Raw genomic sequence first — 23,541 nt, 5'->3', positions numbered from 1 at the left:
TCAGCCCCGCCGACTGGCGCGCTGGCTGCGGTAAGTATCGAGGACCACGGCGATCACGATCACAGCACCGGTAATGATGCGTTTGGTGGGTTCCGTAGCGCCGATCTGCGCAAGCCCCGCCGCCAATACCGAAATGATCAATACACCGAAGAACGTACTGATGACCGAACCGCGCCCGCCCATCAGGCTGGTGCCGCCGATTACCACCGCGGCGATTACCTGCAGCTCCAGGCCTGAACCAGCATTCGGGTCTGCCGCCTCCAGGCGCGAGATCTGGAACAGCGCAGCTACACCGGCCAACAGGCCCATCAGGCTGAACACCAGAATCTTGTATGGCTTGGGATTAATGCCAGCCAGGCGCACTGCTTCTTCGTTAGTGCCGATGCCGATCAGGTAGCGCCCGAAGACAGTGCGGGTCAGCACCAACTGAGCCGCAATGATCACCAGCAGCGCAATGATGAACGACGGGGAAATACCGAAAGCAATCGGGTTGGACAGCCAGGCAAACGAGTCACCGATATAAGCGGTGCGCGAGCCCGTCATTTGATAGGCCACGCCCCGGGCCATCTCCAGCACACCCAAAGACACGATAAATGACGGGATACGCCAGGCCACGGTGATGGAGCCGGTGATGGTCCCGGCCAATGCAGCGCAGCCCATGCCCAGTAGCGCAGCCGGTAACACGCTCCAGCCCCAGCCCAGGATTGCCACGCTGACCGCCGATGCCGCCAATGCCAGCACCGAACCTACCGACAGGTCGATACCGCCGATGATCAGGATGAAGGTCATGCCCACCGCCAGCACCATCAGGTCCGGAATCTGGTTGGCCAGGGTGCTGAAGGTGTCGTAGGACAGGAAGTGGTCGCTGAGTACCGAGAACAGCGCAATCATCGCCAGCAAGGCACCCGCCAGCCCCAGGTAAGTACCCAGGCCATAGAAGTTGCCGCCAGTTTTACCGGAGGAAATGCTTGTTTTCATGGGGTATTCCTAGGCGCTGCCTCATTGAGCAGCGCATCACGTTTCTGATAGCCGGCAAAGGCGGCGGCGAGCAATTCGTCCTGGGTCCAGCTGTCACGCTCGAAGGTCTCGATCAGGCGCCCCGCGGACAACACCCCGATGCGATCACAGATCAGCATCAGTTCACGCAGGTCGCTGGAGACCACCACCAAGGCTTTGCCCTGGCGAGTCAGTTCGCCAAGCAACGCATAGATGTCGAACTTGGCGCCGACGTCGATGCCTCGAGTGGGCTCATCGAACAGCATTACTGCGCAATCGCGCTCCAGCCAGCGGCCAATCACTACTTTTTGCTGGTTGCCACCCGACAACTCGGACACCAATTGCCCCGGGCTGGAACTGCGGATACGCATGGCGTCGATCTGGCGTTTGGCCAGGGCGGTTTCGTTGCGGCTATTGACGACGCCACCGCCGGAAATTTCCGGCATGTTGCCCAAGGCTATATTGGCGCTGATCGATTGGGTCAGCAGCAGGCCCTCGCCCTTGCGGTCCTCGGTGATCAGGGCGATACCATGACCAACCGCATCCACTGGCGAGCGAATACTGACCACCCTGGCCGGCGATCCCAGGGCCACGGTGCCGCTGTCGGCCTGGTCGGCACCGAAGATCAGGCGCAGCAACTCAGTGCGGCCGGCGCCGATCAGTCCGGAAATACCGTAGATCTCACCGGCGCGCACTTCAAAGGACACGTCGCGAACCTTGTCCGAACGGCTCAGGCCCTTCACCGTCAGGGCCGGTTCGCCGATGGTGCGCGGGCCCAGGTCAATGTGTTCGCCCAGCTCGCGACCGACCATCAAGGTCACCAGTTGCTCACTGTTGTAATTGGCCATCGGCTCGACGCAGACCAGCTTGCCGTCGCGCAGTACCGCAATGCGCTGGGCGACACGGGCCAGCTCTTCCAGCCGGTGTGAAATATAAATGATCGCCACGCCCCGGGCCTGCAGACGGGTGATTTGCTCAAACAGCATCTCGACTTCACGGGCGGTGAGCATGGCCGTGGGTTCGTCGAGAATCAGGACGTGGCAGTCGCCGATCAGGTTGCGCGCAATCTCGACCATTTGCTGGTGGCCAATGCCCAGGCTGCCAACCAAGGTGTCGGGGTCGATCGCATCCAGGCCAACTTGAGCCATGGCCTCGATCGCGGCTTTGCGCAGTTGCTTGCGGCTGATCCAGCCACAGTTGCTCGGCAGGCTATCCAGAAACAGGTTTTCAGCCACCGTCAGGGTCGGCAGCAGGTTGAGTTCCTGCATGACCATGCGCACGCCCAAGGCTTCGGCCTGGGTGCGGCTGGCGGGGCAGTACTCCTGACCGTTGAACTGCATGTGCCCGGTAGTCGGTGTGACCAGGCCGCCGATGATCTTCGACAAGGTACTTTTGCCTGCGCCGTTCTCACCGGTCAGCGCGAGCACTTCCCCGCGATTGAGCGTCAGGGTGATGTCGGACAGAACCGGCTGAGCATAGGTCTTGCCGATACCGCTGACCGAGAGGACAGCGTTCGGGGCGGAAGATGACATAGGAAAATCTCCAGGCGCCCGCTCAGGACGAGCGAGCGCTGTTGGGTACTGCCGGGATTACTGCTTGATGACGAGTTCGACCGGGGTTTCGATCACGCCATCTTTGGCATCGACCTTCTCACCCTTGACCAGCTTCAGTGCGTTCTGGATACCGAATACCGCTTGTTGCGCGGCAGCCTGGTCAGCGGTGGCCAACACACGACCATCCTTGAGCATTGGCTTGATCGCATCAATGTTGTCGTAGCCCACCACCAATACCTTGCCGGCCTTGCCTGCCGCACGCACGGCGGAGACAGCGCCCAGGGCCATGTTGTCGTTACCGGCCAGCAGCGCCTTGATATCCGGCGTTTCGCTCAGCATCGCTGCAGCAATCTTGTTGCCCTGGTCGATTTCCCAGTTGCCGGATTGGGTGGAAACAATCTTCATGCCTGCTGCGTCCATCGCATCCTTGAAGCCTGCGGTGCGCTGCTGGGCGTTAGTCGTGGTGGGTACGCCTTCGATGATGCCAACCTTGTCACCCGCGGCCAGTTGCTTGGCCAGGTAGTCGCCCACCAGCTTGGAGCCTTTGCGGTTGTCCGGACCTACGAACGGGATATCGAGGTTTTTGCTTTTGAGTACCTCCGGGTCCAGGCGATTGTCGATGTTAACGACCTTGATACCGGCATCAGAAGCCTTCTTCAGCACACTGGCGAGTGCCTTGGAGTCGGCGGGAGCAATGACAAGCGCGTCTACCTTGGAGTTGATCATCTCGTTGACGATGGCGATCTGCGCACTGGTGTCTGTTTCGTTCTTGATCCCGTTGGAGATCAGCTTGAACTCTGCCGGGTGCGCTTTCTGGTAGTCCTTGGCACCGTCGGTCATGGTGACGAAGAACTCATTGGCCAGGGACTTCATGACCAAACCAACAGTAGGTGTTTTGGCAGCGTCATCAGCAAGTGCAGAAGAGAGAGGCAAAGCAGCGGATGCGGCAAGCACAGCGACAGCAAGAAGACGTCCAGCGAATGGCAGCTTCATGGGTTCACTCCGATCTTATGATTATTGTGAGCAACGCTTGCACCGAAGACCTCTTCGGCGGCCCTCCCACCCGGGCGGCTGATGCGAGCTGTCACGATACTCTTGGAGCGCTCGTGAAACATCTCGCAAACGTTTGCGTTGAGCAAACTATGAGAACCTTGTCGGGATTTGTCAACGGTAGAAACTGGCCTTTCAATCCCATGCCCTCGGCCTGGTCCAACCAACCTTGGGGACTGAAACGTTTAAGGCCACCTCTTTCTCGCACTCTCTAAAACGACAGGTGTTGACGCTAATCGCACTCGAATTTTGTGACAGGGCTGTCGGACAACCGAACACACTACCCCTCAACCGTTCGGAAAGCCGGACGCCACTCACTCAAAACAAGTTTAAAAAATCTCATAAGTTGTTTTAAATCAATACGTTAATTTAAGAAGAACCACACACTCGGCCTGGTACAAATCCTGCTTTTCCCCTGCACCTCGCGGCGTTCAGAACCGCCCGGGTGTTCTAGATGAACCGGCTACAGCACTCATCAAAAACCAGAGAGAAAAATAATGAAATCTGCATTGAAGAACTTTGTCCCGGGCGCCATGGCCCTGCTGCTGCTGTTCCCCCTTGCCGCACAGGCAAAAGAAGTCGAAAACAAAACCAAACTGTCCAACGTAGTGATCCTTGCCACAGGCGGCACCATTGCTGGCGCCGGCGCCAGTGCAGCCAACAGTGCTACGTACCAGGCAGCCAAAGTCGGCATCGAACAACTGATCGCCGGCGTTCCTGAGCTTAGCCAGATCGCCAACGTACGCGGCGAACAAGTGATGCAAATTGCTTCGGAAAGCATCAACAACGAAAACCTGCTGCAACTGGGTCGCCGCGTCGCAGAACTGGCTGACAGCAAAGACGTGGATGGCATCGTGATCACTCACGGCACCGACACCCTTGAAGAAACTGCCTACTTCCTGAACCTGGTAGAAAAAACCGACAAGCCTATCGTCGTGGTCGGCTCCATGCGTCCAGGTACCGCCATGTCGGCTGACGGTATGCTCAACCTGTATAACGCAGTCGCTGTCGCAGGTAGCAAGGATGCGCGGGGCAAAGGCGTGCTGGTGACCATGAACGACGAAATCCAATCGGGTCGCGACGTCAGCAAGATGATCAACATCAAGACCGAGGCATTCAAGAGCCCGTGGGGCCCGCTGGGCATGGTCGTTGAAGGCAAATCCTACTGGTTCCGCCTGCCGGCCAAGCGTCACACCATGGATTCGGAATTCGACATCAAGACCATCAAGAGCCTGCCTGACGTTGAAATTGCCTACGGCTATGGCAACGTGAGCGACACTGCCTACAAAGCACTGGCCCAAGCTGGCGCCAAGGCCATCATCCACGCCGGTACCGGTAACGGTTCGGTATCCTCGAAAGTCGTTCCCGCGCTGGTCGAATTGCGCAAGCAAGGCGTACAGATCATTCGCTCCTCCCACGTCAACGCCGGCGGTATGGTTCTGCGTAACGCTGAACAACCAGACGACAAATACGACTGGGTTGCGGCTCTGGACCTGAACCCGCAGAAAGCTCGCATCCTGGCCATGGTAGCCCTGACCAAGACCCAGGACAGCAAAGAACTGCAACGCATGTTCTGGGAATACTGATTACTGCTGATCGACCTGTGGGAGCGAGCTTGCTCGCTCCCACAATTGCTCCCCTTCTCAACAAACTTCCCGAATCGCTGTCAGACGAACTTCTTGAAATTTAAGCAGTTGCGAAATCGCCTACAGTTAAATACTGTATGTGCGTACAGCAAATTAAGGAATGCTCCGTGGCAAAGCCCTCTTCCGCAGCACCTGCAGCGCCTGACGCCTATCAGCGCCTGGCTATTCGCGTGCAAAAGATCATCAATTCGACCAACGCACAGAAAGCCAAGGCAGCCTTGCTCTTCCGTTTACCCGATGAGCCGGAAGACGTGTGGCAACGTCTACTGGAAGAAATTGCAGAAAACGACAACGTCACCCTCGCCTATCGGGATGACGGTGGCGTGCAGATTTTTTGGGTTGTGCCGAAGGAAGATTGATTGTGAGTGCCCGTTTTATTGCTGTGTGCTGTCTGTTTTTAAGCGTAACCGCCAACGCCCAAGCCCCTCGGACCTTTAGCGAAGCCAAGAAAATCGCCTGGAAGCTTTACGCCCCCCAATCGACCGAATTCTATTGCGGCTGCAAATACACCGGTAACCGCGTGAATTTGAAAGCCTGCGGTTACATCCCGCGCAAAAACGCCAATCGCGCCGCGCGCATCGAGTGGGAACACATCGTGCCGGCCTGGCAAATCGGGCATCAGCGCCAATGCTGGCAAAACGGCGGGCGAAAGAACTGCACGCGCCACGACGATGTGTTCAAGCGCGCCGAGGCGGACCTGCACAATCTGGTGCCGAGCATCGGCGAAGTGAATGGCGACCGTAACAACTTCAGCTTTGGCTGGCTGCCCGTGCAAAGTGGGCAGTACGGCTCGTGCCTGACCCAAGTGGATTTCAAGGCCAAGAAGGTCATGCCACGCCCGTCCATTCGCGGCATGATCGCACGCACGTATTTTTATATGAGCAAGCAATACGGCCTGCGCCTGTCGAAGCAGGATCGACAGCTGTATGAAGCCTGGAACAAGACTTACCCGGTGCAAACCTGGGAGCGCCAGCGCAACCAGACCGTGGCTTGCGTGATGGGACGGGGCAACGAGTTTGTCGGCCCGGTGAATCTCAAAGCCTGCGGTTGAACGTGGGCGGGGGTTGCCGCCCACTTGGCACGTCACTGCGCGGCGTTGTGTTCGATAATTTCAGACACGGTGTCGGTTTTCTTCGCGCGGGCCATCTTTTCGTTGAGCAAGGCTTGTTTGGCCTCGGCCTCGGCCTTGGTTGCGAACGGACCCAACAGCACCTCATCCTTGCCGTCGACCTTCACGATATAAAAATTGAAACCATGCTCCAGCAACCAGGCGGTCAGGTCGGTGATCGCCTGCAGCTTGTGGTCTGGCGGGCCGACGCGCACATCCCATTCCTGAGCGGCAATCGCGCCGGTTTGTGGCAGGCTTTCGGTCACGGCAGGTTTGGCCTTGGGCGCATCGACCGATTTACCTTCACCGCATCCGGCCAACGCCAACACCACAATTGCCATCGCTACTTTACGCACTGCCCTGCTCCTTTGAGGATAAAGAGGCGACTTTACCATTCACTGTCTATTCTGGCCGTCATAAACGTTGGCTTAAACAATGCGAATGATGTATCGCGACCTGTATGATGCCGCCATGGGAATTAATGTCGCCTCTATGCGTCCTAAAAGAGGCAGCCACAGGGAAGCGCTTCGCAGTAAGCTACACACATCCGACACCTGCCCTGTCTGACACATGTGTCCTTAAAAGTAATCAAGGAGAAGTCCATGCTTATACTCACCCGTAAAGTTGGTGAAAGCATAAACATCGGTGATGACATTACGATCACCATTCTGGGCGTTAGCGGCCAGCAAGTACGAATCGGCATCAACGCACCCAAGGACGTTGCCGTGCATCGCGAGGAGATTTACCAGCGCATCCAGGCCGGCCTGACTGCACCCGACAAAAACCAGACGCCTTGAAACGCCTCCAGTAGCCAGCCCTTTCGTTCACTGTAATGGCTGGCGAAAACCCAATCGGCCTGCTCGCGTCTTCCAGCCTGACCAGTGCGCTTTGAGCATGCCCCTTCGCTGCAAGATGAAACTGTCTGGGCATCTGGAACTTGTTGAAGTATTCGCAGCCCAATTTCTGACACTTTATCCTGCCATCCGTGTGCATTCAGGAATACGTCGATGAGGCCAGTCGCGACGCCACCTCTTGTTTCCAGATCCTGGATGATCGCCCTGCTGATCGGGGTGGCCTTCCTGGCGCTTGGGTATGGGCTGAGAGTCGAAGTCGAGGGCGCCGATCCCGACGCCCATTCCTGGCTGGACCTGGCGCTCCTTCTCTGCGGCTACCTGCTGGTGTTCTGCCTCAAACCCATCCAAAAAGTTATCTTGCGCAAGCTATGCCAGCGCGCAGCGCATCGTGCCCATCAGAAAACCACACGCTGAGGACCTGCTGCGTATCACGGCGCCAGCTTGCGCAAAGACAACAAGCCATCAGCGCCATGCTCGGTGCATAAATCGCCGTAGTCGTTGATGCAAGCGTGTGCAGTCACCATGGGCTCCAAGTGTGCCGAGGTGACAACCACAACATCCGCCCCCGCTGCTTCACCCGCTCGAATGCCCACCGCGGCGTCTTCGAACACCAGGCTGTCCTCAACCGACACCCCCAGGCGTTTCGCGCCCAATAAATAGCACGCAGGGTCGGGTTTACCGTTGGCCACATCTTCGGCCGTCACCCACACGGCCGGCACGGGAATGCCTGCCGCTTGCAGTCGACGTAACGCCAGCGCCTTGGGGGCAGACGTGACCAGTGCCCATTGATCCGCGGGCACGCCTTTCAAAAACGCCACTGCGCCGGGAATCGCTACAACGCCGTCGACATCGTTGAGCTCCGCGTCGGTAATCCACTGGGCTTCAACTTCTGGATCGACACCCGGCAACGCCTGGCGGGTGATCGTATCAATCGCGCGCGCGCCATGAATGGTAGGCAGAAACGCTTCCACATCCAGACCATGGCGCTCGGCCCAGATGCTCCATACACGTTCGGCCGCAGCGATGGAGTTGAGCAGGGTCCCATCCATATCGAACAGGAAAGCGCGGTAACGCCGGTTGAACACGGATGAAGTTGAGATGGACACTGCGCGGCTCCCTCATGAGCTGGACCCCTGCAATCTACGGATCACCTCGGCGCTTGTAAACGTAGAGCCTCCTCGACCGGACACTCATTGCCCACGCGCCAGGCTCGAACCAAGAATGACGAACTTGTCATGATCCTGTTGGTTGGCTGTTGGGGTCGCGTGGTTACTGTGAACTCACTGCCAACCCGGCAGCCCCCAGTCACGAGAGAGACCGCCATGAAACTGTTCGCCCTGGGCTTTGCCGCCTTGCTCGCCACCGGTACTGCCTTCGCTGCCGACGTAACGTCTGCCTGCGATGTCATCCACGACAAAACCGGCTTCTTCCTACACCTGGATGTCGACAAGGTGCTATCGAGCACCGACATCTCTGGCCAATGCGGGATTGTCCCCGCGCACTTGCGCTACCTGGACCATCAGGGCCGCGAACACCTACTCGATTACCAAGTCCAGGGCGTCGGTTGCGCCAGTGACAATTGATCGGGCTACACTTGCGCCACTTATTGAAGCAGGACACTTTCCATGAACATCCTCGTAGTCGAAGACGAACCCAAGGCCGGCAATTACCTGCTCAATGGCTTGCAGGAGCTGGGCCACTCGGTGAGCCTGGCGCGCGACGGCGTAGAGGGTTTGCACTTGGCCCTGGAAACACCATTCGACGTGATCGTGCTGGACGTGATGATGCCGAAAATGGATGGTTGGGAAGTGCTGCGTCGCCTGCGCAAAGAGGCCGATACACCGGTGCTGTTCCTCACCGCTCGCGATGACATCGCCGACCGCATCAAGGGCCTTGAACTGGGTGCCGACGACTACCTGATCAAACCCTTCTCCTTCGCCGAACTGGTTGCACGCCTGCGCACCCTCAACCGACGTGGCCCGAGCCGCGAAGAAGAACAGCTGCACATCGCCGACCTGCACATTGACGTGCTCAAGCGCCGTGTGACCCGCGCCGGTACGCGCATTACCCTGACCAACAAGGAGTTCGCCTTGCTGCACCTGTTCGCCACCCACCAGGACCAGGTGCTGTCCCGCTCGCTGATCGCTTCACGCGTATGGGACATGAACTTCGACAGCGACACCAATGTGGTCGATGTTGCCGTACGCCGCCTGCGCCTGAAGATCGATGACCCGTTCCAGCTCAAACTGATCCACAGCGTGCGGGGCATTGGCTACCGCTTCGATACCCAACCATGAAGCTCGATCGCCATTATTCCCTGACCCTGCGCCTGGCATTGATCTTTGCCCTGCTCGCCTTCGCCCTGCTGGCCACCCTGGGCGTGACGCTATACCACGAGCTGGAGCGTGAGCTGATCAAGCGTGACGACGCCGCGCTGATCTCGCGCGCCAACCAACTGCGCAACGTGCTCAATGACGGCAATACCCGCGAGCTGATCAAGACCAAGCCCCAGCTGTTCCAGAACATGCTGGGCAACAGTGAGTCGGTACTGAGCATCGCTGCACCTGGGCAGACTCCGTTATTGCTGGTCAACCCGGGCAACATTCAAATACCGGCCGTGCCGGCCGTGGCAAAAGACCACGCCCTTGGACTCGCCGACGTACACCATTTGCCCGGCGTAGATGGCGTGCCCTTCGCCACCGTGGCGGCTTTCATCGACACCGGTGACCTGGGGAGCCTGCAAGTCACCGTCGGGCGCCTGATGGCTGAACGCACAGCCATGCTTGCCAGTTATCGCTTGAGTGTTTTTATCCTGGCCAGCATCGCGGCGGTCATTCTCGCCTTGGTTGGTTATGTGCTGGTACACCGTGGGCTGGTGCCCTTGCGGCGCCTGGCCGGACACGCACAGGGCATCGGCGTGAACAACCTGGCCGAGCGCCTGGGCAGCCAAGGCGCGCCCAAGGAGCTGCTGCCGATGATTGACGCCTTCAACACCATGCTTGAACGGCTGGCCAAAGGTTTTATTCAACTGGGCCAGGTGTCCACCGATATGGCCCATGAACTGCGCACCCCCATCAATAACTTGCTCGGTGAAACCCAGGTCGCGCTGCAACAGAGCCGCACTATTGAAGACTATCAGCAACTGCTGGCCTCAAACGTTGAAGAGCTTGAACGCCTGGCACGGATGCTCGACAACATGCTGTTCCTGGCCCGTACCGACCCTGCCAGCGCCTTGCGCCAACGTCAGGCGCTGGACGCAGCCGATGAAGTGGAGCGCATCGCCGATTATTTCGAGGGCTTGGCCGGTGATGTGGGTATGCACATCGTTGGCGTGGGCGAAGGTGTGATCTGGGCGGAACCGATGCTGCTGCGCCGGGCACTGGCGAACCTGTGTGCCAATGCCATCAAGTATGGCGCGCCGAACACCGAGCTGAGCATCCAGGCCATCCCGACAGTCGAGGGCACTTGCATCAAGGTCAGCAACCAGGGTGCAACCATTGCCGCGGAGCATTTGCCCAGGCTGTTCGAACGCTTTTACCGGGTGGATGAATCCCGTGAATGTTCATCCCAGTCCAATGGACTGGGATTGTCGATTGTGGCGACCATCATGCAGCTGCATAACGGTCGGTATGGCGTCAGCAGTGAAGGAGGCGTGACGTGCTTTGAATTGTTTTTCCCCGCACAGGAGACGTGAGGGTTATCCCGCTCAATCAAAGGCGCCATTGAGTACTTCGTAGATGATGCCGCTGGCGATGGCGACCAGAATCAAATCGGTTCCCGCTTGCTGCCATTCATAACCGTCGTAGTGAGGCAGCCGCCCCAGCAGGCGACCATCGAGTTTCTTGGCGATACCGGGCGGCAGCCGCTTGCCGCGCGCCAGGTTCTTCTGGATCCCCGGCGGCAATGCAGGCCCCGGGCTCCAGTAATCGCGATAACCGCCGAGCACATTCAATACGCTCCCTCGGTCAACGCTGGGGCCGTGACCACCTGAGCCGCCCTTGCCCTTGGGCTTGTCGTAGGCCTGCCCTGCGGGGTTATTGCCTTTGTTATTGCCCTGCCCCTGACCGCCCTTGTTACCCTGGCCCTGCCCCCCTTGGTTATTACCCTGCCCCTTGCCGTTACCGGGATCGGCAAAGGCAAGACCGCTACCCGCAAACAGCGCGAGGGACAACACGACAGATACGAACTTCGGGTACTTGATCATGATGGTTTTCCAAGGTGGATACGCCTGTGAACTATAGTCGAAGTTGCCCCACGAATGACTCCATTCACAGCCCGACCGTCAGCTCACCTGCCCGCCTGTTTCCCGCACATCCGTTTCGGTTAGCCAGGCCGTCGAGACCGCCAGTCGCAAGGCCTCAACCAAAGGCGGCTGGTCGGCCGGCGGCGCGCTCGGCACATGGATAAACCCACTGCGCACCCCGGCCTCGACCAGCCGGTGCTGCAAAAGGTAGAACACCTGATTGCACACGAACGTGCCCGCCGTTTGCGAAACGGCAGCCGCCACCCCCGCGTCACGCAGCGCCTTGACCATGGCCTTGATCGGCAATGTCGAGAAGTATGCAGCCGGGCCACCGGCTACCACTGGCGTATCAATCGGTTGCTGCCCGAGGTTGTCGGGGATGCGTGCGTCATTGATATTGATCGCTACACGCTCGATAGACATCTCGCTGCGCCCGGGCGCCAGGCCGGTGGCAATCACCATTGCCGGGTTCAACTCGCTGATCAATCGGCGCAGGTGTTCACCCGCCGTGGCAAATGCACAGGGCAGGCAATGCGCGACAATGCGTGCACCCTCGCCCAGTTGCACGCCATCCAACTGGCGTGCAGCTTCCCATGACGGGTTCACAAGGTCGTTATCAAAGGGCTCGAAACCCGTCAGCAGTACAGTTTGCATAGTGACCTCACATCAACAGGTAAAGCAGCACGATATTGACCACCAGCATCATCAGCGCCGTGGGGATCTGCGCCTTGATCACCGCGTTCTTGTCGGGCAACTCCAGCAACGCCGCCGGCACGATATTGAAGTTGGCCGCCATCGGCGTCATCAACGTGCCGCAGTAACCGGAAAACATACCGATCGCCGCCATCACCGCAGGGTTGCCGCCATAAATCCCTACCAGCACCGGCACGCCGACGCCGCCAGTCATCACAGGGAAAGCCGCAAAACCATTGCCCATGATCACCGTAAACAGGGCCATGCCCAGTACATAGACCATCACCGCCACCAGCTTGTAGTCCAGGTTGATGTAGGTGGTGGTGACGTGGGCGACTGCCGTGCCCACCCCGGCCTCGTTGAACAACAATCCAAGCATCGCCAGCATCTGCGGCAACACCATGGCCCAGCCCAGGGCTTCGGTCAGGCGACGGGATTCGCGCAGGGCTTGTACCGGCGTATCGCGGGTCAGCCAGCAGGCCAGGCCCAGAGCAATCAGGCAGCCGATGCCGAGCGAGACGAAGGTGGTGTTCTTCGGGTCCAGCAACGGTACACCGCCAATTTCGGTGTGCTTGAGCAATACCGAGCCAATCACCGTAGTCAACGGAATCGCCAAGGCCGGGATAAACAACTTGTGGCCCAGGCGCCCGGCGCTGGCGCGGGACGCCTTGACGTGCAATTCGGCGTACTGGCCGCGACCAACGCCACCCAAGCCGGCGATCAACGCCATCACCACCACACCGATGCCGATGGCCACCGAGGGCAGACGCTCCCCCACCAGGAACGGTATGGCGAACAACAACCAGAACAGCGCGCTGGACCAGCGTTTGGGATGGGTGCGATCGAGCAGGATCATGCCCGCAGTGATCAGCAACAGAACACCGGCGAGCCAATAAAGGTATTGAATGGAAATGATCATTGAGCAGCCTCCACGGAAGTGTTGGCCGGGCTCATTTCGCGGGTCAATCGTCGATCAAAGCGATGCAGCCGGATCGCATGAATGATGAACGCACAAATCGCCGTCGGAATGCCCCACACCGCGATGTGCAGCGGCTCCACGTCAATCCCCGAGCCCAACAGGAAGGTGTGCATCAACGCAATTGCACCGAAGGCGACAAAAATATCCTCACCAAAAAACAGCCCGACGTTATCGGTGGCCGCACACATGGCCAAGACCTTGTGGCGCAGCTTGTCTGGCAGCTTGCCGTAGCGTTTTTCCGCTGCACCTTCGGCCATCGGCGCCAACAGTGGCCGCACCATTTGCGGATGCCCACCCAGGCTGGTCAGCCCCATGGCCGCCGTGGACTCACGCACAAACAGATAAATGATCAGCAAACGCCCAACCGTGGCGCGCTCGAAGCGCGCGATCCAGTTCTGCGCATGCAGGCGCAGGCCATGGCGCTCCAACAGGCCAATCACCGCCAGCGGCAATAAAAGAATCAATTGCAGGGCACGAGTCTGAAGGAAACCATCGCCCATGGTGGCGAGAATTTTTTCCAGCGGGAACTGGGCGGCAAGCCCGGTGGCGATGGCGGCGGCGGTGACCACCAACAGCGGATTGAAGCGCAATACAAAGCCGACCACGATGACAAGCACGCCGATCAGCGGCCATAGGTTCACAACTGTTTGCATGGCACAGAGGTCCTTTAGTGCGCGCTGCGGCGCCATAACAGCAGGATGTGGGCAAAGGGCTCACAGCTTGGAAGTGGCGTGCAGTCGGCTCGGTTTTTTTATTGTTGACCCGGAAGGTCGAGCGTCAGTGGCGGCAACTTTGCTGTCTGGAGACCGGGGGTGTCCAACAAGAAAAATTGTTGCTGCACACCAATAAATTTTGTGGGGGGATGGCGCCGACGGTCGGGCGCTATCAGGAGAAAGCGTCCAGGCCTCAAGGGGAAAGTCGCGCAGCCCACCTGATGAGGAGCTCAAAATCGTTCAACCGTGTAGATTCTCAATCAGAACCTATACTCCATCATGCAGCTGTGTGTACCTGCAGTTCGTTCACGGTGTTATACCGACAATGAGGGCTCGCGCTATGTATGCCGGACAAATGAGTGATATGGCGACCACGTTTGGCGAAATACGCTGCCAGGTGTTCGTCCAGATAATTTGCCTGCTGTCGGTGGCTACGCTGTTCTGCTGATCGAGCGTTCAAACCCCTGAATACACGCCTTGAGTCGTTTAGGGATGGCTATTGCCCAAATTCCAGACAACAAAAAAGGGCCCACCTTTCGGTGAGCCCTTCCAGACCGCCCAGCAGAGCGGATTTTGTTTGGTAGGCGCGATTGGACTCGAACCAACGACCCCCACCATGTCAAGGTGGTGCTCTAACCAACTGAGCTACGTGCCTGCTGTGAGGCGGCATTCTACGGAATTCCGGAGGGGTGTCAACATCTTTTTTGCAGCTAAGCCTATGAATATGCGAATTTTTTATTTATGCCGGGTACACCTGGGATTTCCGGGTGGCTGGCAGGCAATTTTCAACTCAGGTAGGATCGCCGCACTCGTAAAAAATATAAAACAGAGGTTCCAGGATGGCGAACACCCCCTACCCCCAGTCCTATTACGCCGCTTCCGCGAATGCAGCCCCACCCCGACCAACCCTGCAAGGTGAGGTCGAAACCGATGTCTGTGTGATTGGTGCCGGCTATACCGGGCTTTCCAGCGCGCTGTTTTTGCTGGAGAACGGCTTTCGCGTCACGGTACTGGAAGCCGCCAAGGTGGGTTTTGGTGCCTCGGGTCGTAATGGCGGGCAGATCGTCAACAGCTACAGCCGTGATATCGATGTGATCGAGCGCAGTGTCGGGCCCAGACAGGCTCAGTTGCTGGGGCAGATGGCCTTTGAAGGCGGCAAGATCATTCGTGAGCGCGTGGCTAAATACCAGATCCAGTGCGACTTGAAGGACGGCGGTGTATTTGCCGCACTCAACAGCAAGCACATGGGTCATCTGGAATCGCAGAAGCGCCTGTGGGAGCGCTACGGCCATACGCAGCTGGAATTGCTCGACGAACGCCGCATCCGCGAAGTGGTGGCCTGTGACAACTATGTGGGCGGTTTGCTGGACATGAGCGGCGGGCATATCCACCCGCTCAACCTGGCACTGGGCGAAGCGGCGGCCGTGGAATCCCTGGGCGGTACGATTTATGAGCAATCGGCAGCGGTGCGCATCGAGCGCGGCGCCAACCCTGTGGTACACACCGCCGAAGGCAGGGTCCGGGCCAAATTCATTATCGTTGCCGGTAACGCTTACCTGGGCAACCTGGTGCCGGAGCTGGCGGCCAAGTCGATGCCATGCGGTACCCAAGTGATCACCACCGCACCCCTTGGCGATGAATTGGCCAAGACGCTGTTGCCGCAGGATTACTGTGTCGAAGACTGCAACTACCTGCTCGACTACTACCGTCTCACCAGTGACAGGCGCCTGATCTTCGGCGGCGGCGTGGTGTATGGCGCGCGGGACCCGGCGAATATCGAGGCAATCATCCGGCCAAAAATGCTCAAGGCATTCCCGCAACTCAAAGACGTGAAGATCGACTACGCCTGGACCGGCAATTTCCTGCTGACCCTGTCGCGCCTGCCCCAGGTCGGCCGTCTTGGCGACAACATCTATTACTCACAAGGCTGTAGCGGCCATGGCGTGACGTACACGCACCTGGCAGGCAAAGTACTGGCGGAGGCATTGCGCGGGCAGGCTGAGCGTTTTGATGCGTTTGCGGACTTGCCGCATTACCCGTTCCCGGGCGGGCAGATGTTGCGCACGCCGTTTGCAGCGCTGGGGGCTTGGTACTACGGGTTGCGCGATAAATTCGGAATGTAAACACATCCGGTGTGAGAGCGACTTGCTCACTCCCACACCGGCTGTACGCTTCATACGCTGCCGTCAATGCGCCTTGTGTTCGACGGAAGGCGCCTCGGCTTGCAGCTTCTGCACATCGCCTACGGCCAGCTCAGCCGATTGGCCGCCCCAACCTTGACGCAGGTAATTGAGCAGATCAGTCAGCTGTTGCGCACTGAGCTTCTCGGAAAACCCCGGCATCGGTTGCATGTGCTCGAACCCGGAAAATTTCTGCTCGCCAATACCGTCCTCGATCACACGCAGCAGGTTGCGCGGGTCTTCCAGTCGCAACGTGGTGTTGCCGCGCATGGCCACCGCGATGTGCGGCTTGCCTTCGCCACCTGCGGCGTGGCAACCGGCGCAGACGTTCAGGTATTCCTGGCGGCCGCGCTGAGCGCTCTGGCTGAGTTTATCCACCGGCACGTCGACCAGCGCTTTGGCGGCTGGCGGGTTATCGCCCAGCAGGAACGTGGCCATCGCGGCCAGATCCTGATCGCTCAGGCCCTGGGTGCTGTTGTGGAACACCGGGAACATCTCGTTGAACATCGTGCCCTGGGCGCTCATGCCGTGCTTGAGGAATGTGGCCAGGTCCTGTTCATTCCAACCGCGCGCAGCCAGGTCAGTGGCGAGCAGGCTGGGCGCCAGGTAACCATTGAGGATGCCGCCGGTCAGGCGCTTGTCCAGCTCCATCGCGCCCGGCAGGCCGCGTGGCGTGTGGCATTCGCCGCAGTGACCAAGCACTTCGACCATGTACTGGCCGCGTTTCCAGGCTTCGCTTTTACCTTCGGTCGGCTCCAGTTTCAGCGCTTTGCCGTACAGCACATTCCAGCCCATCAGGCCCAGGCGCACGTTGAACGGAAAGCTCAGGCTCGTCACCGGCCCTGCGCGCTCGATCGGCTCGATGGTTTTGAGGTACGCATGAATCGCATCCGAATCTTCGCGCGGCATCAGGTGGTAGGAGGTGTACGGCATCGCCGGGTACAGATTCGCCCCATCGCGACGCTTGCCTTGCGTCAGCGCAGCGAAGAACTCGTCATCGTTGTACAAGCCGATGCCGTGCTCTTTGCTCGGCGTGATGTTGGTGCCGTAGATCGTGCCGAACGGCGAGACGATCGGCAGCCCGCCCGCAAACGGCGCGCCGCCCGCGGCAGTGTGGCACGCCATGCAGTCGGCGGCGCGGGCCAGGTATTCGCCGCGCTTGACCTGATCATCGGCATGAGCAAACAGCACCGGCGCAGCCAGGCCGACCGCCAGGGTCATTCGGGTCAGAAAAAGCTTCATGCTCAACCCTCCTTGACCAGGCCGAGATCGGTCAGCACGTTGCGAGTAGCGTTGTAATAACGCACGTACCCGGTGCAACGGCAGACGTGATGCCCAAGGCTGTCCTCGATGACTTGTTCCAGTTTGCTGTGTACGGTCGGCTGGCGCTGCAGCTTTTCCACCAGCACGGTCGCTGCGTTGACGAAGCCCGGCGCGCAGTAGCTGCACTGGAACGCAAACTCATCCACGAAGCGCTGCTGGATCGGGTTCAGTTCGATGACCTGCCCCGACTCGTCGCGCTTGGCGTGGGATTCGATGGTGCGCACTCGCTTGCCTTCAAAGTAATGCGCGCCGGTGATGCACGTGCGCACTTCTTCGCTGGTGCCGTCCGGGTTGTCGACGATGACCACGCAAGCGTGGCAAATACCCTGGCCGCAGCCAAGACGCGAGCCAGTGAGGTTTTTGTATTCGTGCAGGTAGTCGATCATCGGCAGGTCATCAGGGATGTCCACTGGGCCGACGGATTGACCATTGAGGGTCAGTTGAAGCGGACGGTTAGGCATTGAGGGCTTCCTTGATGCGCGCAGCAGTGATTGGCAGGTCGCGAACACGTTTACCGATGGCGTGCGCCACGGCATTACCGATGGCCCCGACGATCGGGATCATCACCACTTCAGCGATACCCTTGGATGGATCGCTCGGCGACAGCGCCGGCAAAATCTCCGACGTCTGTTTCCACACGGCAACGTGACGCGCCATCGGCAGACGGTAACGGTTGAAGTTCCAGTCACCCTCCCCCGGCCCGCCTTCATACAGCGGCATTTCCTCCATCAATGCGTGGCCGATGCCCATGGCGACACCGCCCTCAAGCTGACCTTTGACTAACTCCTCAACCAACACGCGACCGCACTCGATCCACGAATGGTGATTGAGCACCTCCACCTGCGCCGAGCCCTTATTGACCTTCAGCTCGACCAATGTGGCGACCGGGCTGTAGTAAGTCACGGCAGCGTTGTTCAACTGCGTCGCGGGGTAGCTGATGTTCTGGCGATCCAGCAGATGGAAGCCGGCAGTGCTCATCAGCGCCTGCTTGGCTTTTGGCGCGCCGTCGCCGTACTTCACGGCCAGGCCGTCGAGCGGCAGGCGCTCACGCACGCCGTCGATGCTGTATTCAGCCTCGGCCCAACTCCAGCGGTTGAAACCGTGCACAGTGGCCGCGGTGACCAGGCCGCGCTCGTGGGCACGCTTGGCCAATTCTTCAAAACTGAGCGGCTGCATGCCGTTGGCGGTGAGCTTGCCGTCGACCCAATGCGCATCTTCGCGGCGCACCACATACGGGTTGGCCTGACCGCCGAACGGGCCCTGACGCCAGATCTCCAGCGCCGCCGGCCACAAACCATGGTTGAACAGCACGCGCGCCGCTTCACGGGTGGCGTGGCTGAAGTAGTACGCCGAGTTGGTGGCCGAAGATGCCGAAGCGAGCTTGCCCACCCAGCGCGGGTTGCGCAGCAGGTTGTCCTGCTCGGCCTGGCTCATGATGTAAGGGTTGCCGCTGGTGATCAGCTGCATTTCCTTCCACTCTGTTTCGCCGGTCTTCACTTCGTGTGCCGGGCTGCCAAGGAAATCGGCAACGACCAGCGATTGCGAGGTAGACATACCGGTGCCGATTTCGATACCGATATGACGCAGGCTGATGCGACCGTCAGCGCTGAATTCGATACTGGCCATCGGTGCTTCGGAACCAGTGCCAAAGTCTTTCTGGCAGATAGCAAAACCCACGCCGTACCAGTTATCCGGGTCCGCGGCTTCGCGTTGTTGCTTGATCGCGTCGCGGTTTTTCCAGACCTCGTGCACAGAGGCTTTGTCGAGGATTTCGTGCAGGCGCAACGCACCGGCAGGAATGGCGCCCTGGGTGTTTTTCATGCCCGAACGCAGTGCGTTCTTGCGGCGCAACTCGATAGCATCCACACCGAGACGACCGGCGATTTCGTCGACCATCATTTCCGTCGCGGCCATGCTTTGCAGGGTGCCGTAACCACGCATCGAACCGGCTTCAACGCCCCGCGAGTGATACGCGGTGACTTGCAGGTCGTTCTGCGGCATGTAGTAGATCGACTGTGCGGCCGTGGCGCCTACTGCGGCGACCGAGGGGCTGTAGTTGATCCGGCCACCGCCGTCGACGCTCATGTCGGCGAGGAAGATCTTGAAGCTGTGATCGTTCTTGTCGACAGCCAATTGGTAACGAATGTCGAACGGATGACGCTTGATGCCACTCTGGAACTGCTCGTAACGGTCATTGGCCAGACGCACCGGCACGCCGGCACCGTACAACGCCGCGAGGGCGGCGTAGTAGACAAAGATGTTGTGGTCCTTGGAGCCGTACCCCACGGTGTAACCGGGGTGCATGTTCAGGTTGGCCAGGCCGAAGCGCGACGGCGAGATCATTTTCGCAGTCTCGGTGGCCACCTCCAACGGGCACTGGGTGGCCACCACGAAGTGCAGGGTCTTGGTTGCCGGATCGTACCAACCGTTGCCGTTGTCCGGCTCCATGGCGGCCGGCTCGATTGACGGGGTCTTGTAGCGCTCGTCGAACACCAGCCAGTTGTCCGGCGGTGTGTTGATCTGACTCTTCATGCGGTCGGCGTAGAACAGCCCGCGCTCGGTCAGGTTGCCGTGCAGATTCGGTTGTGAATTCCATACCGGGCGACGGTTTTTCAGCATCGGAAACAGAATCGAATCCTTGAGGCTGGCAAATTCGTCTTCATCGGCCGAGGTGGCGCCGCCAACGCGCACATAGCGGAAGCTACCGTAAGGGTCGCCTTCGTAGTACGGCACTTTGGCGCCGTAACGAATCGCCTTGTCGTTGAATTTGAGTTTGTTCTTGGCCTGGCGGAAACGCTCGAAATCGTTCCAGATCAGGATCGCCACCGGGTGACCGATAAACATCGGCACCTTGCCTTCAGGCAGCAGCGGGTCCGGAGCATGTTCCTCGGGGAAAACGATACCGTCCTTGTCCAGATCGGCAGCGGTGACGATACGATCCGGCTGCAGATCGGCGCCGAGCCACGCCAGGTCGTAGCCCGCATAAATATGGTCGGCCTTGATGGTTTTCAGCAGCATGGCGTGACCTTGCTGCGCAGGCCAGCCGGGCATGTCCTTGGAGCGGATGTCGCGGGCGAAGACTTTGCTGCCGCACACTTTGGACAACGCATCGTTACGCTGACGCGCCTTGCCGTTATTGCCCAGCCATTTTTCGGACGGCACGGTAACGCTGTTTTCCATCAGGGCAGCCAGCGCCTGGGTGCTCAGCGGTGTCAGCGTGACGCTCACACCCGCCACCAGGCCGCCCTGGAGGAACGAGCGCCGGGTTATTTCACGGTTGGACATGGATCATCCTCTGAGCGGTTATAAATCCGCCCTTATGGTTAAGTACACCGAATATCGAGACTTGCAGAAGCCTTTTTACGACGAATCAAAAGGCCATGATGACAGTGCAAAGTTGACCGAAGGGTTAACTTTAAAGGTTTCTGCGCCTGCGGCAAATAACCACATTGAAATTTTTTGACACAACAACGCAAAACGGCCGACAAGATCGAGACGATCTGTCAGCCGCTTGCCTATAAATGAGGACGATGTCACAAACACAATGACGTTTTTTCAAACGCCAGACACAAAAAACCCCGGTCTTTCGACCAGGGTCTTTGCTATCGGATCAAGTCAGCCAGTGGCTTTCTTGTGCTTCAAGGCGTTCAGTGGGCCTTGATGCAGATATGGCGCAGCGGACGGGACTCGAACCCGCGACCCCCGGCGTGACAGGCCGGTATTCTAACCGACTGAACTACCGCTGCGTATCGCTTGGCTGATTGAGCGTAAAGCCTCAACCACCTTTGAACATCTGATCGATCAACCTGGGTTGTTCAATCTCAAGCTCGACACATCGAACCTGGAAAATATGGCGCAGCGGACGGGACTCGAACCCGCGACCCCCGGCGTGACAGGCCGGTATTCTAACCGACTGAACTACCGCTGCGCGTCGGTGCAACCTTTAACGTTGCGTCTTGCCACAAGTGCAAGACTCTCAAGAAGTGGTGGGTGATGACGGGATCGAACCGCCGACCCTCTGCTTGTAAGGCAGATGCTCTCCCAGCTGAGCTAATCACCCTTTGCTTCGTTGAGGCCGCGAAATTTACGCAGGTAGCGGACCTAAGTCAATAGCCTGCTTGAAGTTTTTCTGAAAAAGACAAAATCACTTCAAGACGGCTAACCGCCCTACTCGCTGTAAATCATCTTCTTGCTCATGCCACCGTCCACCACAAACTCTTGCCCGGTGACAAACCCGGCCTGACGCGACAGCAACCAGGCCACCATCGCCGCCACGTCCTCTACAGTACCGACCCTGCCCGCCGGATGCTGGGCATGATCAGCATCGGTGAGCGGCTCCGCACGCCGTGCAGCAGGATCACGCGCATCAATCCAGCCAGGGCTGACCGCATTGACCCGAACCTCTGGCCCCAGGCTCATGGCCAAGGCGTGAGTCAGGGCCAGCAAGCCACCCTTGCTCGCCGCGTAAGCTTCGGTATCCGGCTCCGATTGACGGGCCCGGGTCGAGGCCAGGTTGACGATCGCACCGCCGTGGGCGCGCAGGTACGGCGCGCAATGCTTGGCCAACAGCATCGGCCCGCCGAGGTTCACCGCCAGCACGCGATTCCAGTACGCCAGATCGAGGCTTTCCAGGGTGATATTGCGCGGGTCAGCCACGGCGGCATTGCAGACCAGCGCGTCGAGTCGCCCGAACTGCCCCAACACCTCGGCAACCCCCTGGGCCACTTGCTTCTCGTCGGCCACGTCCATGGTGATGAACCAGGCGTTATCACCCAGCACCTTGGACACTTTGGCGCCGCGCTCGCGGTCAAGGTCGGTCAACACCACCTGCCAGCCTTCGCTGATCAGCCACGCGGCAATCCCCAGGCCAATGCCCCGCGCCGCGCCCGTTACCAGCGCAACGCGTCCGTTACTGGCCGCTGCGGCCTCCATGGACCACTCGATCACAAGGCCGCCAGCCCGCGGGCCAGGTCTGCCTGCAAGTCTGCTACATCTTCCAGGCCCACCGCGATACGGATCAGGCTGTCACGGATACCGGCCGCTTCACGCTCCTGCGGCGCCAGGCGCCCATGGGAGGTGGTGCTCGGGTGGGTGATGGTGGTCTTGCTGTCACCCAGGTTGGCGGTAATGGAGATCAAGCGCGTCGCATCGATAAAGCGCCAGGCGCCGTCTTTGCCGCCCTTGACTTCGAAACTCACCACCGCACCAAAACCACGCTGCTGGCGCTGGGCCAAGGCGTGTTGCGGGTGGCTCTTGAGGCCAGCGTAGTGCACCTTCTCGATACCGTCCTGCTGCTCCAGCCACTCGGCCAGGGCCTGGGCGTTGGCGCAATGGGCTTTCATACGCAGGCTGAGGGTTTCCAGGCCCTTGAGGAAGATCCAGGCGTTGAACGGGCTCAGGGTCGGGCCGGCGGTACGCAGGAAGCCCACCACTTCCTTCATCTGCTCGCTGCGCCCAGCCACCACGCCGCCCATGCAACGGCCCTGGCCGTCGATGAACTTGGTTGCCGAGTGCACCACGATGTCCGCACCCAGCTTCAGCGGTTGCTGCAAGGCCGGGGTGCAGAAGCAGTTATCCACCACCAGCATCGCACCCTTGGCGTGGGCGACTTCGGACAGCGCAGCGATGTCGACCAACTCGGCCAGCGGGTTCGACGGCGATTCGACGAACAGCAGCTTGGTATTGGCCTTGATCGCCGCATCCCAGCCGGACAAATCCGCCAGGGGCACGTAATCCACTTCGATACCGAAGCGCTTGAAGTACTTCTCGAACAGGCTGATGGTCGAGCCGAACACGCTGCGCGACACCAGCACATGGTCGCCAGCGCTGCACAGGCTCATCACCACCGCCAGGATGGCCGCCATGCCGGTCGCGGTCGCCACAGCCTGCTCAGCGCCCTCCAGGGCCGCGATACGCTCTTCGAACGCGCGCACGGTCGGGTTGGTGTAGCGCGAGTACACGTTGCCCGGCACCTCACCGGAAAAACGCGCCGCAGCGTCGGCCGCCGTGCGGAACACGTAGCTTGAGGTGAAGAACATCGGGTCACCGTGCTCCCCTTCCGGGGTGCGGTGCTGGCCGGCGCGCACAGCCAGGGTATCGAAAGCTACGCCATCGAGGTCGCTGTCCAACCGACCGGCATCCCATTCCTGACTCATGCTGCGACTCCTTACTCAATACGTTATTTAAGATACAAAACCGGCCCC

The 23,541-nt window shown here is 59.4% G+C and carries 24 protein-coding genes and 4 tRNA genes; 10 read left to right on the top strand and 18 right to left on the bottom strand.

Annotated elements, in window-relative coordinates:
* From TK42_RS05800 to TK42_RS05790, 3 genes are read right to left on the bottom strand one after another with little or no spacing between them, the layout of a single operon-like run.
* Nucleotides 1–978 carry an ABC transporter permease gene (locus TK42_RS05800; RefSeq protein WP_032880283.1) on the bottom strand — a complete coding sequence of 326 codons (978 nt, stop codon included), beginning with the start codon at nucleotides 976–978 and terminating at the stop codon, nucleotides 1–3.
* Nucleotides 975–2,528 (bottom strand): sugar ABC transporter ATP-binding protein, encoded by a 1,554-nt coding sequence (locus tag TK42_RS05795; RefSeq protein ID WP_103733796.1) that lies wholly within the window; start codon nucleotides 2,526–2,528, stop codon nucleotides 975–977. Before TK42_RS05795 ends, TK42_RS05800 begins: the two co-directional genes overlap by 4 nt.
* Before the next feature lie 57 nt (nucleotides 2,529–2,585).
* A complete protein-coding gene (locus tag TK42_RS05790; protein WP_005789700.1) occupies nucleotides 2,586–3,542 on the bottom strand; it encodes a sugar ABC transporter substrate-binding protein in 957 nt (318 codons plus the stop codon).
* Between the two features lie 554 nt (nucleotides 3,543–4,096).
* Between TK42_RS05790 and TK42_RS05785 the strand changes: the two genes are divergently transcribed.
* The 3 genes from TK42_RS05785 to TK42_RS05775 all read left to right on the top strand — a co-directional run bounded on the left by TK42_RS05785 (nucleotide 4,097) and on the right by TK42_RS05775 (nucleotide 6,296).
* A complete protein-coding gene (locus TK42_RS05785; protein ID WP_005789702.1) occupies nucleotides 4,097–5,185 on the top strand; it encodes an asparaginase in 1,089 nt (362 codons plus the stop codon).
* A 167-nt stretch (nucleotides 5,186–5,352) separates the two neighbouring features.
* On the top strand, nucleotides 5,353–5,604 hold the full coding sequence (locus TK42_RS05780) for a DUF1654 domain-containing protein (RefSeq protein WP_005789704.1): 252 nt from the start codon (nucleotides 5,353–5,355) through the stop codon (nucleotides 5,602–5,604).
* Nucleotides 5,605–5,606: 2 nt separating this feature from the next.
* Nucleotides 5,607–6,296, top strand: coding sequence for an endonuclease (locus TK42_RS05775; RefSeq protein WP_005789706.1), 690 nt, complete (start codon nucleotides 5,607–5,609; stop codon nucleotides 6,294–6,296).
* A 32-nt stretch (nucleotides 6,297–6,328) separates the two neighbouring features.
* Here TK42_RS05775 and TK42_RS05770 read toward each other — a convergent pair whose 3' ends face one another.
* Nucleotides 6,329–6,694 carry an SPOR domain-containing protein gene (locus tag TK42_RS05770; RefSeq protein ID WP_032880279.1) on the bottom strand — a complete coding sequence of 122 codons (366 nt, stop codon included), beginning with the start codon at nucleotides 6,692–6,694 and terminating at the stop codon, nucleotides 6,329–6,331.
* Nucleotides 6,695–6,955: 261 nt separating this feature from the next.
* Between TK42_RS05770 and csrA the strand changes: the two genes are divergently transcribed.
* Together csrA and TK42_RS05760 are read left to right on the top strand one after the other, a co-directional pair.
* Nucleotides 6,956–7,150, top strand: a complete 195-nt coding sequence (gene csrA, locus TK42_RS05765; protein WP_003192511.1) for a carbon storage regulator CsrA — start codon at nucleotides 6,956–6,958, stop codon at nucleotides 7,148–7,150.
* 210 nt (nucleotides 7,151–7,360) lie between these two features.
* Nucleotides 7,361–7,621, top strand: a complete 261-nt coding sequence (locus TK42_RS05760) for a hypothetical protein (RefSeq protein WP_078821843.1) — start codon at nucleotides 7,361–7,363, stop codon at nucleotides 7,619–7,621.
* A gap of 14 nt (nucleotides 7,622–7,635) precedes the next feature.
* On the opposite strand, the gene TK42_RS05755 is transcribed toward TK42_RS05760, so the two are convergent.
* The gene (locus tag TK42_RS05755; protein WP_103733795.1) at nucleotides 7,636–8,313 is read right to left on the bottom strand and encodes an HAD-IA family hydrolase; all 678 of its coding nucleotides are present in this window, start codon (nucleotides 8,311–8,313) and stop codon (nucleotides 7,636–7,638) included.
* 216 nt (nucleotides 8,314–8,529) lie between these two features.
* Here TK42_RS05755 and TK42_RS05750 point away from each other — a divergent pair, with 216 nt between their 5' ends.
* From TK42_RS05750 to TK42_RS05740, 3 genes are read left to right on the top strand one after another with little or no spacing between them, the layout of a single operon-like run.
* Nucleotides 8,530–8,790, top strand: a complete 261-nt coding sequence (locus TK42_RS05750) for a DUF2790 domain-containing protein (RefSeq protein WP_103733794.1) — start codon at nucleotides 8,530–8,532, stop codon at nucleotides 8,788–8,790.
* Between the two features lie 42 nt (nucleotides 8,791–8,832).
* Nucleotides 8,833–9,504, top strand: a complete 672-nt coding sequence (locus TK42_RS05745; RefSeq protein ID WP_032880272.1) for a heavy metal response regulator transcription factor — start codon at nucleotides 8,833–8,835, stop codon at nucleotides 9,502–9,504.
* On the top strand, nucleotides 9,501–10,901 hold the full coding sequence (locus TK42_RS05740) for a heavy metal sensor histidine kinase (protein ID WP_103733793.1): 1,401 nt from the start codon (nucleotides 9,501–9,503) through the stop codon (nucleotides 10,899–10,901). Before TK42_RS05745 ends, TK42_RS05740 begins: the two co-directional genes overlap by 4 nt.
* Nucleotides 10,902–10,913: 12 nt before the next feature.
* On the opposite strand, the gene TK42_RS05735 is transcribed toward TK42_RS05740, so the two are convergent.
* The 5 genes from TK42_RS05735 to TK42_RS05715 form a co-directional block, all read right to left on the bottom strand.
* Complete coding sequence (locus TK42_RS05735; RefSeq protein ID WP_103733792.1) at nucleotides 10,914–11,411, bottom strand: anti-virulence regulator CigR family protein; 498 nt, start codon at nucleotides 11,409–11,411, stop codon at nucleotides 10,914–10,916.
* Between the two features lie 78 nt (nucleotides 11,412–11,489).
* The gene (gene pcp, locus TK42_RS05730; protein WP_103733791.1) at nucleotides 11,490–12,104 is read right to left on the bottom strand and encodes a pyroglutamyl-peptidase I; all 615 of its coding nucleotides are present in this window, start codon (nucleotides 12,102–12,104) and stop codon (nucleotides 11,490–11,492) included.
* A gap of 7 nt (nucleotides 12,105–12,111) precedes the next feature.
* The gene (locus tag TK42_RS05725) at nucleotides 12,112–13,062 is read right to left on the bottom strand and encodes a DUF979 domain-containing protein (RefSeq protein WP_103733790.1); all 951 of its coding nucleotides are present in this window, start codon (nucleotides 13,060–13,062) and stop codon (nucleotides 12,112–12,114) included.
* Nucleotides 13,059–13,775 (bottom strand): DUF969 domain-containing protein, encoded by a 717-nt coding sequence (locus TK42_RS05720; protein WP_032880264.1) that lies wholly within the window; start codon nucleotides 13,773–13,775, stop codon nucleotides 13,059–13,061. Before TK42_RS05720 ends, TK42_RS05725 begins: the two co-directional genes overlap by 4 nt.
* 638 nt (nucleotides 13,776–14,413) lie before the next feature.
* Nucleotides 14,414–14,490, bottom strand: a tRNA-Val gene (locus TK42_RS05715).
* A gap of 184 nt (nucleotides 14,491–14,674) precedes the next feature.
* On the opposite strand from TK42_RS05715, the gene TK42_RS05710 reads away from it, so the two are divergent.
* Entirely contained in the window at nucleotides 14,675–15,958 is a 1,284-nt protein-coding gene (locus tag TK42_RS05710) for an FAD-binding oxidoreductase (protein WP_103733789.1), read from the top strand.
* Nucleotides 15,959–16,021: 63 nt separating this feature from the next.
* Here the strand turns inward: TK42_RS05710 and TK42_RS05705 are convergent, their stop codons facing one another.
* Genes TK42_RS05705 through TK42_RS05695 form a run of 3 tightly spaced genes read right to left on the bottom strand, consistent with a single transcriptional unit; the run spans nucleotide 16,022 to nucleotide 20,623 of the window.
* Complete coding sequence (locus tag TK42_RS05705; RefSeq protein ID WP_078821849.1) at nucleotides 16,022–17,257, bottom strand: cytochrome c; 1,236 nt, start codon at nucleotides 17,255–17,257, stop codon at nucleotides 16,022–16,024.
* Between the two features lie 2 nt (nucleotides 17,258–17,259).
* The gene (locus TK42_RS05700) at nucleotides 17,260–17,799 is read right to left on the bottom strand and encodes a (2Fe-2S)-binding protein (RefSeq protein WP_005789732.1); all 540 of its coding nucleotides are present in this window, start codon (nucleotides 17,797–17,799) and stop codon (nucleotides 17,260–17,262) included.
* Nucleotides 17,792–20,623 (bottom strand): xanthine dehydrogenase family protein molybdopterin-binding subunit, encoded by a 2,832-nt coding sequence (locus tag TK42_RS05695; RefSeq protein WP_103733788.1) that lies wholly within the window; start codon nucleotides 20,621–20,623, stop codon nucleotides 17,792–17,794. Before TK42_RS05695 ends, TK42_RS05700 begins: the two co-directional genes overlap by 8 nt.
* Between TK42_RS05695 and TK42_RS05690 the strand changes: the two genes are divergently transcribed.
* Nucleotides 20,622–20,801, top strand: a complete 180-nt coding sequence (locus tag TK42_RS05690) for a hypothetical protein (protein WP_032880254.1) — start codon at nucleotides 20,622–20,624, stop codon at nucleotides 20,799–20,801. The two genes, TK42_RS05695 and TK42_RS05690, sit on opposite strands and share 2 nt — an antisense overlap.
* Before the next feature lie 206 nt (nucleotides 20,802–21,007).
* On the opposite strand, the gene TK42_RS05685 is transcribed toward TK42_RS05690, so the two are convergent.
* The 5 genes from TK42_RS05685 to TK42_RS05665 all read right to left on the bottom strand — a co-directional run bounded on the left by TK42_RS05685 (nucleotide 21,008) and on the right by TK42_RS05665 (nucleotide 23,493).
* Nucleotides 21,008–21,084 (bottom strand) — tRNA-Asp (locus tag TK42_RS05685).
* A gap of 105 nt (nucleotides 21,085–21,189) precedes the next feature.
* Nucleotides 21,190–21,266, bottom strand: a tRNA-Asp gene (locus tag TK42_RS05680).
* A gap of 56 nt (nucleotides 21,267–21,322) precedes the next feature.
* Nucleotides 21,323–21,398: transfer RNA gene (locus tag TK42_RS05675), tRNA-Val, on the bottom strand.
* A 107-nt stretch (nucleotides 21,399–21,505) separates the two neighbouring features.
* Nucleotides 21,506–22,270 (bottom strand): SDR family oxidoreductase, encoded by a 765-nt coding sequence (locus TK42_RS05670; RefSeq protein WP_032880253.1) that lies wholly within the window; start codon nucleotides 22,268–22,270, stop codon nucleotides 21,506–21,508.
* 11 nt (nucleotides 22,271–22,281) lie between these two features.
* A complete protein-coding gene (locus TK42_RS05665) occupies nucleotides 22,282–23,493 on the bottom strand; it encodes an O-succinylhomoserine sulfhydrylase (RefSeq protein WP_005789748.1) in 1,212 nt (403 codons plus the stop codon).
* Nucleotides 23,494–23,541: the final 48 nt, after the last annotated feature.

Source organism: Pseudomonas sp. GZJR-8, from assembly GCF_002916705.1.
In the GTDB taxonomy this organism is placed as follows: Bacteria; Pseudomonadota; Gammaproteobacteria; order Pseudomonadales; family Pseudomonadaceae; genus Aquipseudomonas; species Aquipseudomonas synxantha_A.
Note: the sequence above shows the minus strand (reverse complement) of the source record. Positions and strands in the feature narration are given on the sequence as shown.

Excerpts from the sequence above, each read along its gene's own strand:
- TK42_RS05785 (WP_005789702.1), top strand. The coding sequence starts at position 4,097 with ATGAAATCTGCATTGAAGAACTTTGTCCCGGGCGCCATGGCCCTGCTG.
- TK42_RS05695 (WP_103733788.1), bottom strand. The coding sequence starts at position 20,623 with ATGTCCAACCGTGAAATAACCCGGCGCTCGTTCCTCCAGGGCGGCCTG.
- TK42_RS05705 (WP_078821849.1), bottom strand. The coding sequence starts at position 17,257 with ATGAAGCTTTTTCTGACCCGAATGACCCTGGCGGTCGGCCTGGCTGCG.
- TK42_RS05760 (WP_078821843.1), top strand. The coding sequence starts at position 7,361 with ATGAGGCCAGTCGCGACGCCACCTCTTGTTTCCAGATCCTGGATGATC.
- TK42_RS05795 (WP_103733796.1), bottom strand. The coding sequence starts at position 2,528 with ATGTCATCTTCCGCCCCGAACGCTGTCCTCTCGGTCAGCGGTATCGGC.
- TK42_RS05800 (WP_032880283.1), bottom strand. The coding sequence starts at position 978 with ATGAAAACAAGCATTTCCTCCGGTAAAACTGGCGGCAACTTCTATGGC.
- TK42_RS05665 (WP_005789748.1), bottom strand. The coding sequence starts at position 23,493 with ATGAGTCAGGAATGGGATGCCGGTCGGTTGGACAGCGACCTCGATGGC.
- TK42_RS05700 (WP_005789732.1), bottom strand. The coding sequence starts at position 17,799 with ATGCCTAACCGTCCGCTTCAACTGACCCTCAATGGTCAATCCGTCGGC.
- csrA (WP_003192511.1), top strand. The coding sequence starts at position 6,956 with ATGCTTATACTCACCCGTAAAGTTGGTGAAAGCATAAACATCGGTGAT.
- TK42_RS05770 (WP_032880279.1), bottom strand. The coding sequence starts at position 6,694 with ATGGCAATTGTGGTGTTGGCGTTGGCCGGATGCGGTGAAGGTAAATCG.
- TK42_RS05720 (WP_032880264.1), bottom strand. The coding sequence starts at position 13,775 with ATGCAAACAGTTGTGAACCTATGGCCGCTGATCGGCGTGCTTGTCATC.
- TK42_RS05735 (WP_103733792.1), bottom strand. The coding sequence starts at position 11,411 with ATGATCAAGTACCCGAAGTTCGTATCTGTCGTGTTGTCCCTCGCGCTG.
- TK42_RS05690 (WP_032880254.1), top strand. The coding sequence starts at position 20,622 with ATGGATCATCCTCTGAGCGGTTATAAATCCGCCCTTATGGTTAAGTAC.
- TK42_RS05745 (WP_032880272.1), top strand. The coding sequence starts at position 8,833 with ATGAACATCCTCGTAGTCGAAGACGAACCCAAGGCCGGCAATTACCTG.
- TK42_RS05710 (WP_103733789.1), top strand. The coding sequence starts at position 14,675 with ATGGCGAACACCCCCTACCCCCAGTCCTATTACGCCGCTTCCGCGAAT.
- TK42_RS05725 (WP_103733790.1), bottom strand. The coding sequence starts at position 13,062 with ATGATCATTTCCATTCAATACCTTTATTGGCTCGCCGGTGTTCTGTTG.
- TK42_RS05740 (WP_103733793.1), top strand. The coding sequence starts at position 9,501 with ATGAAGCTCGATCGCCATTATTCCCTGACCCTGCGCCTGGCATTGATC.
- pcp (WP_103733791.1), bottom strand. The coding sequence starts at position 12,104 with ATGCAAACTGTACTGCTGACGGGTTTCGAGCCCTTTGATAACGACCTT.
- TK42_RS05790 (WP_005789700.1), bottom strand. The coding sequence starts at position 3,542 with ATGAAGCTGCCATTCGCTGGACGTCTTCTTGCTGTCGCTGTGCTTGCC.
- TK42_RS05670 (WP_032880253.1), bottom strand. The coding sequence starts at position 22,270 with ATGGAGGCCGCAGCGGCCAGTAACGGACGCGTTGCGCTGGTAACGGGC.
- TK42_RS05750 (WP_103733794.1), top strand. The coding sequence starts at position 8,530 with ATGAAACTGTTCGCCCTGGGCTTTGCCGCCTTGCTCGCCACCGGTACT.